11 protein-coding genes are annotated in these 9593 nt (G+C 60.3%); 5 read left to right on the top strand and 6 right to left on the bottom strand.

The features are described from left to right. Nucleotides 1-68: 68 nt before the first annotated feature. Genes AC1DX0_RS25020 through AC1DX0_RS25005 form a run of 4 tightly spaced genes read right to left on the bottom strand, consistent with a single transcriptional unit; the run spans nucleotide 69 to nucleotide 2150 of the window. A complete protein-coding gene (locus AC1DX0_RS25020; RefSeq protein ID WP_477223952.1) occupies nucleotides 69-476 on the bottom strand; it encodes a ubiquitination-like system serine protease family protein in 408 nt (135 codons plus the stop codon). Beyond that, nucleotides 467-1657 (bottom strand): ThiF family adenylyltransferase, encoded by a 1191-nt coding sequence (locus tag AC1DX0_RS25015; RefSeq protein WP_477223953.1) that lies wholly within the window; start codon nucleotides 1655-1657, stop codon nucleotides 467-469. Before AC1DX0_RS25015 ends, AC1DX0_RS25020 begins: the two co-directional genes overlap by 10 nt. After that, nucleotides 1617-1892 (bottom strand): multiubiquitin domain-containing protein, encoded by a 276-nt coding sequence (locus AC1DX0_RS25010; protein WP_477223954.1) that lies wholly within the window; start codon nucleotides 1890-1892, stop codon nucleotides 1617-1619. The genes AC1DX0_RS25015 and AC1DX0_RS25010 overlap by 41 nt, the downstream gene beginning before the upstream one ends. A 3-nt stretch (nucleotides 1893-1895) precedes the next feature. After that, a complete protein-coding gene (locus AC1DX0_RS25005; protein ID WP_477223955.1) occupies nucleotides 1896-2150 on the bottom strand; it encodes a DUF2188 domain-containing protein in 255 nt (84 codons plus the stop codon). Between the two features lie 274 nt (nucleotides 2151-2424). Between AC1DX0_RS25005 and AC1DX0_RS25000 the strand changes: the two genes are divergently transcribed. Continuing rightward, nucleotides 2425-2820 (top strand): antitoxin Xre/MbcA/ParS toxin-binding domain-containing protein, encoded by a 396-nt coding sequence (locus AC1DX0_RS25000; RefSeq protein WP_477223956.1) that lies wholly within the window; start codon nucleotides 2425-2427, stop codon nucleotides 2818-2820. Between the two features lie 5 nt (nucleotides 2821-2825). After that, nucleotides 2826-3527, top strand: a complete 702-nt coding sequence (locus tag AC1DX0_RS24995; protein WP_477223957.1) for an RES family NAD+ phosphorylase — start codon at nucleotides 2826-2828, stop codon at nucleotides 3525-3527. Between the two features lie 311 nt (nucleotides 3528-3838). On the opposite strand, the gene AC1DX0_RS24990 is transcribed toward AC1DX0_RS24995, so the two are convergent. After that, nucleotides 3839-4054 (bottom strand): helix-turn-helix transcriptional regulator, encoded by a 216-nt coding sequence (locus tag AC1DX0_RS24990; RefSeq protein WP_477223958.1) that lies wholly within the window; start codon nucleotides 4052-4054, stop codon nucleotides 3839-3841. 128 nt (nucleotides 4055-4182) lie between these two features. Then, complete coding sequence (gene traA / locus AC1DX0_RS24985) at nucleotides 4183-7230, bottom strand: Ti-type conjugative transfer relaxase TraA (protein ID WP_477223959.1); 3048 nt, start codon at nucleotides 7228-7230, stop codon at nucleotides 4183-4185. A 172-nt stretch (nucleotides 7231-7402) separates the two neighbouring features. Between traA and AC1DX0_RS24980 the strand changes: the two genes are divergently transcribed. The 3 genes from AC1DX0_RS24980 to AC1DX0_RS24970 all read left to right on the top strand — a co-directional run. After that, entirely contained in the window at nucleotides 7403-7729 is a 327-nt protein-coding gene (locus AC1DX0_RS24980; protein ID WP_477223960.1) for a conjugal transfer protein TraD, read from the top strand. Between the two features lies 1 nt (nucleotide 7730). Next, the gene (locus AC1DX0_RS24975; protein WP_477223961.1) at nucleotides 7731-7985 is read left to right on the top strand and encodes a conjugal transfer protein TraD; all 255 of its coding nucleotides are present in this window, start codon (nucleotides 7731-7733) and stop codon (nucleotides 7983-7985) included. A 982-nt stretch (nucleotides 7986-8967) separates the two neighbouring features. After that, on the top strand, nucleotides 8968-9593 hold a 626-nt coding region (locus AC1DX0_RS24970; protein WP_477357191.1), incomplete at its 3' end, for a response regulator.

The raw sequence follows: 9593 nt of genomic DNA, 5'->3' as shown, positions 1-9593 counted from the left end.
GTCGTACAGCGCGTTGCACTCGTAGCAATGCACCTGCGTTATCAGGCCTCTGTGAAAATCGTCCACACTTACCTTCCGAACAGCCGGACAATTGCGTTCCAGATCCGCCGCAGTAGGCCCGGCTTCGGTTCGCGCAACCGATAGTAGGCTTCGCGCTTCAGCTGGTCGCTCCGAAGAGCTGCGGCGGTCTGCGCCGCTGACATCGTTGCGGCCCAATCGACGCGACCGTTCGATATGACGTAATGGGAATTGCAGGGCAGCTGACCGCTGCCGATCGACGGCCACAAGCTCGGCTTGCCGTCCTTCTTAATGAATGTCCACTCGGCGGCGCCCAAGGGCACGGATACCTTGCTGCCGCACCCGCAAGCGCAAAGGTGCACGGCGACGCCGAACTCTTCGGACACGTACAGAATGCCCGGCTCGAGTTCGCGCGGAACATACTGAACCTCCCTTAGCGCGATCTGACTCAGGGGCATGTGAAAGAGAACAGGCGGGTTGAGGCGGTGTCCATGACCAGATGATACGTCGCGGCGTCGCTCGCGTAAAACCCTCGCCACTGCTTGTATCGGAGGACGGCGATGCCGGCGTTGATGGCATTCAACTCGGCAATCTGAATATTGGTGCGGTATTCGTCGCCCGGCTGATCGGACGTCTCGATCAGGTTCTGGCTGAGGATATCGGCCGCGGTAGCGGGCTGTAGGAGGGTCGCGCGCATCATCCCGGCCAAGGCACCGTCCTGCCGGTTGAGCCCCATGCCGACGTCGATGAACGCAATCCCCAGCGCGATCAACAGGTCGAAGATTTCCTTGCGGGCTGAGCCTTTGTCGACACAGACGAAAGCAAACGTGACGCCGGCCAGATCCTCTGCGCAGCTCGCGTCGATAAACTTGTCGACGAGCTTTAGCCCGTGGCGAAAATTGTCGTAGCGGGCCTGATACACGTCGACCTTCGGGCGCCGGAATTCGGCCTCGAGGACACTCCCAGGCGAGCGGTAGGCATTGTGAATGTAGTAGGCATCGGAATCGAAGCCCCTGACCTCTTTCACATTGGTTTTCACCAGGAAGTCCAAGAGATAGCTGCCGGTCCCACCCAGGCCGATCAAGGCCACCACATCTTCTTTGAATTTCGCCGCCAGGTCGCCGATCTCGGCTCGGCTAGTCAGGGTGTCGTGGAATTTGAAGATGCTGTCTTCGACGACGTCATGGTCGACGTCGAAGGTGTAAATCTTCGCGTCCGGAAATCGGCTGAGGGCGGGGCCCGCCAGGATCGTAACGTAGTGGTCGATCTTCTCGGCAAGGTTGGCAAATCCGTTCGGGGGCTTGTTGGAAAATGAGCGCTGTACGACAACATCCGGCTTGGCCAGCTGCATCGTCGTGGCTCCACCTGCGAGATTGGGGATGGGCTGCCCGTTCAGGCCATGCGGCACGTCGCCGGCGAAGTAGATCTGATGGTCATCCTGAAGGACATGGTTCTGGTCGGTGAAGACGAGCTTGGAGACGATGGCCCCGTAACAGAGCTCCAATTGCGAGCTTAGGTACGGGATGTCGCGCACGACCAGGCATTTGCTGTCGAACCGGAGCGCGTAGCCCCGGTCCATCAGCTGCCGGATGTCCGCATTATGATTGGCTAGTGCGATTAACACGGAAAACCATCCCATCCTTCGCCTTCACCGAGGTGCCCGGCGCAAGGATGCCTTCCTTATCGTTGTGGCCCTTGGTGTACGTGACGGAGTAAGTCGCGCCCGGGTTTTGCGGGAAGTCGGGGTACGCGAGAGTTACGACTTCCTCGAACGAAAGTTCTTCCTTCTTCGGCACTTCGTAAGGCGTGCCGTTGACGATGATCTCGATCATCTTGTCCTTACCCTTATCTTGGGCTTCGTTCTCGTTCTGCATTGTCTATTCCTTTGCTTGTACGAGTGTCTTAGCCACGCGGAGGGTACGGGTCTCGGCCGTGGCTGTCGCTCTGCCGTCCTGATTATGGATCTTGAGCTCAGTCGACTGATTGCGGCTGACACCGCGGCCGTAGTCGATGGCCTCGCGCTTGGTCTCGAAGTGGTCGGAGGCACGTTCGCTGCCACCGCGCTTCACGTCCCAACCCCCATCGGGGTTGTGGACAACATGATGGGTCTTTCCGGAGCCTTTATGAGCCATGTAGTTCTCCTATCTAATTCCCGATACGAAAAGTACGCCTACTCCAAGCGACTTGGGTGCTGGCAACCTGGTTGCCGTGCGGTCCCACCCGGGTTCGATTTTCACTTGGTCGGACATAAGATYCTCTCCTGTCCCGACGTGTGTGTTTCATCGCGTCAAGCCTTGACGAAATCCCAATAGAGACGGATATTTACGAATCAGTCCGTTCTGGGACTGTAGCTAATCGGACTACAATGAAAAATCAAGTCCGATTTGACACAACATCGAGGAGCAGATGGAAACGCATGAGACAGTTACTCCCCAATCGACAGCCACAACCAATCCCGAGCTGCCAAGCCCCCTCGGTTTTTTCTTCAAACTCGCTGACATCTGGGAGCTGAACACCGACCAGCAGATCAAGTTGCTGGGATCACCATCACGATCAACCTACTTCCGGTGGAGAAAGGACGGCGGCGACGTGTCTGCCGATACGCTGGAGAGAATTTCGCACCTCGGATCCATCTACAAGGCGCTGCGCATCGTCATGGATTCGGAGGAAACTGCCGTCGGATGGATCAGAAGGCCCAACAGGTATTTCGAAGGCGCGTCCGCACTGGACGTGATCATGACCGGTAATCTGAGTGACATCATCAGGGTCCGACATTATGTCGACGCCCAGCGTGGAGGTTAGCTTACGTGTACCCCCGGATCAGCATCGACGGCCTTTACCGAAGGCTCATTCCGTCGAAATATCCGACCATCGATATCTATGAACGTTTCGGCTCCCGCGAGATGCAGGCATTCGCGGCGGAGCTGGAAGCGGTGACGAACCCTCGACTTGCCGCGAAATCGCGCATTACAGGTGGCGATATCTCGGCGGATGCAAGTTCACCGCGTCTGCAGAACTGGAACCATGCCCCCTTCTCTTATCCCATGCCGGAAGGGAGCGATTTCCTTCCGGCACCCTACTCGGTAATGGATCTCGCCTCCGACACGCAGGCGGCACTTGCGCGTGCCGTCCTGCGCCGCGAGCTATTCTTGTCACGCACCGACGAACCGTCGTGTGGTGTAGACATGCGGATGCTGGCGCACCAGGTCAAAGGTGAGGTCATTGACCTGCGGAGTGTCCCGACGGACATGTCGGTCGCCGCACGTCGGCTCATCGGTCGGCAATTATTCGAGGACGGCGCCAACGGCGTTCTCTACCGAACGGAGGAGGTCCCCGGCCACGATTTTCTCGCAGTGTTTAGTGTCGAGATCCTCGTCGACAAGGCGGTCCAGGGTGCCCATTTCAGGTTCAGGTGGGACGGCCTTCAGGTTAGCCGAATATTCGATTTCACGCGCAACGAGGATATCGACCGCGGCGACGTTTTTGCCAAGCCGAGGGCAGCTGCCTAACAGCTACCCCATTCAGCGAACTGCCAACCCAACGGGCTGGGCTCCTCAGCGCAGACACGCCGCCACCAGCGCAGCTCGGTTGCCATCGGCTGGTCCGATCGAAAGATTGTCAGCTTCCAAAGACCTGGATCTCGCAGTGGTCGTCCGCAGCGTGAAACGCTAATGTCCGAAATGGTTCAGTTAGCAATGCGGCTGCTTCTCGCCATCTGTCCCATAAACCGGACTGTCAGCGGACGGTCCCTTCCCGGTCGTTGAACCTTACATCAGAGAGGACTGTTCAACGATGGGCGCAACGTACCTCTCGACCGCCACTAGTCGCTCTTTTTTCGTGATGCATTGGTGTGCCAGTAGACAGGGTCAGCGACCCACCTATTGACATCGGATTCGCGCCAGCCGGCCCCGTTGATGCTTATCTTGACCTGGGCCGGAAACGTGCCTTCGGCGATCTTGCGGTAGATGGCTGAACGGGACAGGCCGGTCCTGTCAAGGACGGTTCTGAGACGTATGATGCGATCCGGCTCTGGCATAGCTTGCCTGATTCTCAGTGGTTGTTGCTGGTATCTACTGGGACAGACAGGACGGACGAATGCTGGACGCAATCAGGTTTGTCGCTTCAGCAGTCTGCGGCGTGAAAACGGCGGCAAATCGGAGCGTGTCAGAGTCCAAGGCCTCGCCCCTTACCGATGCCATGGCTGAACGCGAGTTCCGCCCCGAGTCGGCGGCCGGAACCGACGTGAATGCCGAGTTCGCGCTTGCGGTTTGCCAATAGGGATTCAAGTTGAGGATCGCGTTCAAGGCTCTTGGCCATATCGGACATGGCCGAACGCGTTGACTTATAGCCAGACATGTCGCCGGCCTGATATTGCTCCCGTCCGGTACGGTCGAGCTTTTGCCAACGTTCCACGAAACGGTCGGCGCGGCGGCCGGGATCGATGTCCATCCCGGTGCGAATTTCCGTTTCAAGCTGGAGAGCAACCACGATGCGGCTGACGCGGCCGGCGCCCGTCTCACGAACCAGCTCGGGATTTTTCACATAAGCCGCTTCAGCATCGCGCCAGCCGTGAGGCCGAACCTTCTCGAAAGCGCAACGGGCATCCCTCAACTCGCGCATCTGCTCGGGACTGCCCTGCCCGTCCGCACTTCCGGTACGGAGGATCGCGTCGATCGCACGCGCGTGACGCACAAGCGCTTGGGTGCGTGCGCGGCGCATTTCTGCTTCGGGATTCCCCGGGAGATTCGCGTCACGCTGCGCTCCCCCAGCAAAAGCTTCTCTTCCAGGCGTGGCGCCAACATCTCCGATTTGCGCCCCAACATCTTCCCTTCTCGGCCTGCGCCCAAGGTGTCGGTCAAGCTCGGCGTCGCCAGGCGAGCGCAACCCGTCGAGCAACCCCTCGATCCTGTCCCGCAGCTTCTCCGGAACGATCCGGCGCACGATCTCGACCACGCGCTCGCGGAACGTGATACCGCGCCGCTCGGCATAGGTTTGGGCCGGGTCGACCTGCTCGTAGTCCGACGCCATGTCCTTGGCGCGGTCGCGTGACAGCGTCCGGACGAGGCGTGCTCTAGTGGCAAAGTCATCGCCGCCGTAATGCAGGTCCAGCCCATCTCGATGCCGCGACAGCGCGACGTAGCTGCCATGTGCATCCATGCCAGGCGTGGCGAGCACATAAGTCCGGTCGACGGTCATGCCCTGCGCCTTGTGAATGGTCGCGGCATAGCCGTGGTCGATGTGAGCATAGTCTTTCAGGTCGAAGCGCACAGACCTTCCGTCGTTGGTTTGAACCGTCACGCTCTGTGTGCTGACCTCTTCGATCACACCAATGGTGCCATTCTTGACGCCAAGCCCGCGCTCGTTGCGCAGGAACATGACCCGGTCGCCACTGGCGAAGTTTCTTGCACCGCGTTCGACATTCACCTGAACCTCGTCGCCGAGATCGCCGGCAGCGCGCATACGCTCGCGTGCTGCCTGGTTCAGGACGCGCACTTCGTCGTTTTTGTGGGTGAGGATGATCCGGCTTGCCTCTGGATGCGCCTGCCTGTCGCGATCCCAGCGCTCGACGAGTGCACCTCGTGCCTCATCGCGCGTTGCAGCTTGATGCACCATGCCTTGCGCGTCGTAGGCGCTGATTGCAGCGCCAATCCTGCCGGTTGCCAGATCGCGCGTGGCATCGCGCTGCCAGTTCTCGCGCTGCCGGCGCACCTGGCCGATTTCGACGCCGCCATGTCGCTCGTGAATCGAGCGGAATGCAGCGCCGGCTTCGATTGCCTGTAGCTGCTGGGGATCGCCGACCAGCACGACCTTCGCGCCAACGTCGGCGGCATGGGAAAGCACGCGCTCCAACTGGCGCGTGCCGACCATGCCGGCCTCATCGATCACCAGGACATCGCGTGCTGTGAGCAGATCACGGCCCTGTCCCCAGCTATGCTCCATGCTGGCGATGGTGCGTGACGGGATCCCTGATCCGCCTTCCAGATTCTCGGCGGCAATGCCGGAAAGTGCGGCGCCTCGAACCTCGTAGCCCGCCGCTGCCCATGCCTGGCGCGCGACGCCCAGCATGGCGCTCTTGCCCGTTCCGGCAAAGCCGACAACGACACCAAGACCGCGACCTTCGGTGATATGCGCAAGCACATCGGTCTGTTCGCCTGAAAGGACAAGCCCGTGTTGCGCAGCCCGCGCCAGTGCTGCCTCGCGATGTGCGTCACTCACCGTGTGTCGCTCCTCCAAATCGATACGCTCCGCCGCGCGGTGAAGACGTTGTTCGGTCTCGATCATCTGCCGGGTGGTGAAACGGTCTTCGCCGCGTCCGTCCTTGCCGAGTTCGATAAGATCGGGTGCGTTGCTGATGGCTGCCACGACCGCGTTGAACTGCTCCATTCCATCGCTGTGGCGATGCGAGAACTTGGCCATGTCCCTTCGGGTGAATGTCGACTGCTGATGCGTGATGGCATCCAGCGCCACGGATGGATCGGCAATGATGCGCGCGCCATTGTTGCGCGCGATCTCGCGATGCAGTTCAGCGCGATCTGCTTCAGTGTCGCCAGCAGCAAGGCCACTGCCCTCGATGCGCTGGGCCGGAGCACCGATCTGCGTTTGCGGCTCCAACGCTATGCCCTGCGCTTCCAGACTGCGATGATCGATGCGGGCGTCGATGTCGAGTTCGGCCAGGCGTTCATTGGCCAGCTCCGCCCATCGCTCGCGCCAGCGCTCGACCAGCAGGGTAGCATTCCAGTCTCGAACCTTTGACCCAAAACCGTTCTCGTCCACGGCCCGCATGGTGAGCATGACATGAGCATGCGGCTTTGGACTGCCATCCTCTGCCCGGTCCCAATGCACATTGAGATCGGCGACCATGCCCTTGCTGACAAACTCGGCCTGAAGGAAGTCGCGCGCCAACTCGATGCCTTGCGCCTGGCTGAGTTCACGCGGCAGCGCAAACTCGACCTCGCGGGCAAGCTGCGCGTCCTTGCGCAGCTCGAACGCCTCGACATCGTTCCACAGCCGTTCGCGGTCGCGCCAGGCCTCCGGTGCATCCTCCGGCAGCATCACCTCGGAATGGACGACACCGCGTTTGGCGGAGAAGTCGTGGCTGCGTTCGATGCGCTCGTCACGCAATCGCGAGGCAGAGCGGTAGGCGGCGGACGCCACAGCGCTTGAGCCTGCCTTGCGGCCAATGACCTTGACGTGAAGATGATAGATCGCCATCGCGACCAGATCATTTGCACGTCAAAGCGCACGTCGGCACGACGTATAAGCGCGCCCTCCCTCGAAAAATTCTCGGGATGGACCAGCCCGTCCCAGGCTGTCTCGGCAACCCTGAAGCCTTCCGGCAGACGCTCAACTATCATCCAGACATCGACAAACAATGGAGACAGTCATGCGCAAACCGCGGGACTTCGACACCGAACTGAAGGCGCTGGAAGACAAAGCGCGAGAACTCAAAGCGCGAAAGGTSCACCAGCTTGGTGAACTCGTGATCGCCACCGGCGCCGATCAGCTCAGCACCGACGAACTGGCTGGTGCATTGGTGGCAATCACTGAGACGAAAGACACGGCAACGCGTGAGGCATGGGCCAAGCGTGGGGTGATGTTTTTCGCGAACCGGTCGCGGCGAGCTGCTCCGGCATCTCAGCGCAACCCTCGCAGCGCTCCAACGCAACGGGGCGGCCCACAATCGCCGGAAAGCAGCTCTGGCTCGGCATGACATGCGCACGTGGCAGGTCGAGCGCCGCAAGCGCACACGACATTTGATCGAGCTCGGCGGGCTCGTCGCTAAGGCAGGCATCGTTGAGCTCACCAACGACGATCGCGCCATCATCTACGGAGCGCTCCTCTGGATCGTCGCCAAACTCCAAAGCCATGAAGGCGGGCATGCGCGGAACATGTGGGCCGGGAAGGGAAAGGAGGCGTTCGATGCGGAACGGCATGAAGCCCAAAAGAATCAGCCAACTCAGCGGTGATTGGCGATCGGCAGAGTGCAAAGCCGCGAACGGCGGCATCTGCCAACCGTTCGCCAGGTGGCGGCTGCGTGGTAGCGATTTGGGGGACAACCAGCAGCCACCCGCACCTCTCCCTTACCAAGGGAGTGCTCTACCACTGAACTACCGCAGCAACGGGCGTCTGAATAACCGCTGACGCCTTTAATTGCAAGGCGTTGAGCCCCTTTTCGACATGATGCGCCAATTTGGTCTGTTGGTGCCAATGCGGCACCAAACGGGCACGACACGTCCACCAGCCTGCACCATTTGAGCGAGAGCTACACCATTGTTGTAACCCGCATGGTGCCAGGGTGGTGCGACAAAATACAGCCCCGTACAGAAGTTTCTCGCACCCCCGCCCTTCACGCACTACCAGCGAAGGCTCCGCACGCGTCTTTGCCCCCTCAACGGTTCGATACGATACGGCTCAGTGGCTTTCCAACCTCTCATCTGACCAAGACCACGCGTGTCAGCTAACTAAGACCGTCCTCAGCAAGCTCCATGCCGGTATGACCAGACCGCCGGGGAGACGGTGGAGGTTAATGGGTCTTGGCGCCTTCGCGTCACCGGCATGGCGCTGGCGCTAGCTTCGCTCCACCGCCTAACGGAGCGGGCTCCGGGTTGGGTACGAAGCGGTGCCAAAAACAAGCGCCCTACGCCCGATTGGCTAATTGCGTGATTGCTAATATACCCATAATCATTCGGAGCGGGGGAATGCTCCCGCAGTGGCCGGTGTGGTCCGTTGCCCCCACGGTTGGAGCCCCACTGCATCGGCCATTCTCCCAGCCTGGGCACAGCCTGGCGCTTCGCAAGCAACCACCCCGCCGCTCGCTGACCTCTGCTGGTTGATCCAGCGCAAAGACCTTGGCCTGCCCGTGTCCATTCGGGTAGGCCTTTTTGCCCTGCAAGGCGGAACTTAAAATCTAGCGTTGAGTTCGACAAGGTAGCTTCACGCGGAGTAGGCATGATCGGGATCATTCGCATCGCTGTTGTCGAAGACCATCCGCTTTTTCGCGAAGGTGTGACGCGCAGCCTATCAGAGATCGGGGGCTTCGAGATTGTCGATGAAGGGGCGACGGCGCAGGATGCAGAGCGCATCGCGTCTACGGTGCGACCCGACATATTACTGCTGGACATCTCGCTGCCGGGCGGAGGCCTGGCCGCGGTTGAGAGCATCCTTGCCGACCATCCCGCCCAGAAGATCGTCATGCTGACCGTTTCAGAGAGCAATCCCGATGTGACCAGAGCCCTGAATGCAGGGGTGCGCGGCTATGTTCTAAAAGGTGTCGGGTCGCGGGCTCTTGCCGAAATCCTCCGCAATGCTGCGGCTGGAGAGCGCTATCTTACGCCCACCCTGTCGGCGCGGCTTTCCGATATTCAAAACTCATCACCTGCGAACAGCGTGGCGCACCGGATGCGGCAACTCACCGAACGGCAAAAGGAAATCCTGAGGCTGGTGGCTCAGGGTCTCAGCAACAAGGAGGTCGCCCGGCACCTGAAGTTGCAGGAGAAGACAGTCAAGCACCACATGACTGGGGTTATGTTGACCCTCGGAGTCCGAAACCGCACGGAAGCGGCGCTCGTGATGAG

The sequence above is a fragment of the Mesorhizobium sp. P3_A9 genome, assembly GCF_056402975.1.
This window is presented reverse-complemented; position numbering and strand designations above follow the sequence as displayed.

Excerpts from the sequence above, each read along its gene's own strand:
- AC1DX0_RS25020 (WP_477223952.1), bottom strand. The coding sequence starts at position 476 with ATGCCCCTGAGTCAGATCGCGCTAAGGGAGGTTCAGTATGTTCCGCGC.
- AC1DX0_RS25015 (WP_477223953.1), bottom strand. The coding sequence starts at position 1,657 with ATGGGATGGTTTTCCGTGTTAATCGCACTAGCCAATCATAATGCGGAC.
- AC1DX0_RS25010 (WP_477223954.1), bottom strand. The coding sequence starts at position 1,892 with ATGCAGAACGAGAACGAAGCCCAAGATAAGGGTAAGGACAAGATGATC.
- AC1DX0_RS25005 (WP_477223955.1), bottom strand. The coding sequence starts at position 2,150 with ATGGCTCATAAAGGCTCCGGAAAGACCCATCATGTTGTCCACAACCCC.
- AC1DX0_RS25000 (WP_477223956.1), top strand. The coding sequence starts at position 2,425 with ATGGAAACGCATGAGACAGTTACTCCCCAATCGACAGCCACAACCAAT.
- AC1DX0_RS24990 (WP_477223958.1), bottom strand. The coding sequence starts at position 4,054 with ATGCCAGAGCCGGATCGCATCATACGTCTCAGAACCGTCCTTGACAGG.
- traA (WP_477223959.1), bottom strand. The coding sequence starts at position 7,230 with ATGGCGATCTATCATCTTCACGTCAAGGTCATTGGCCGCAAGGCAGGC.
- AC1DX0_RS24975 (WP_477223961.1), top strand. The coding sequence starts at position 7,731 with ATGCGCACGTGGCAGGTCGAGCGCCGCAAGCGCACACGACATTTGATC.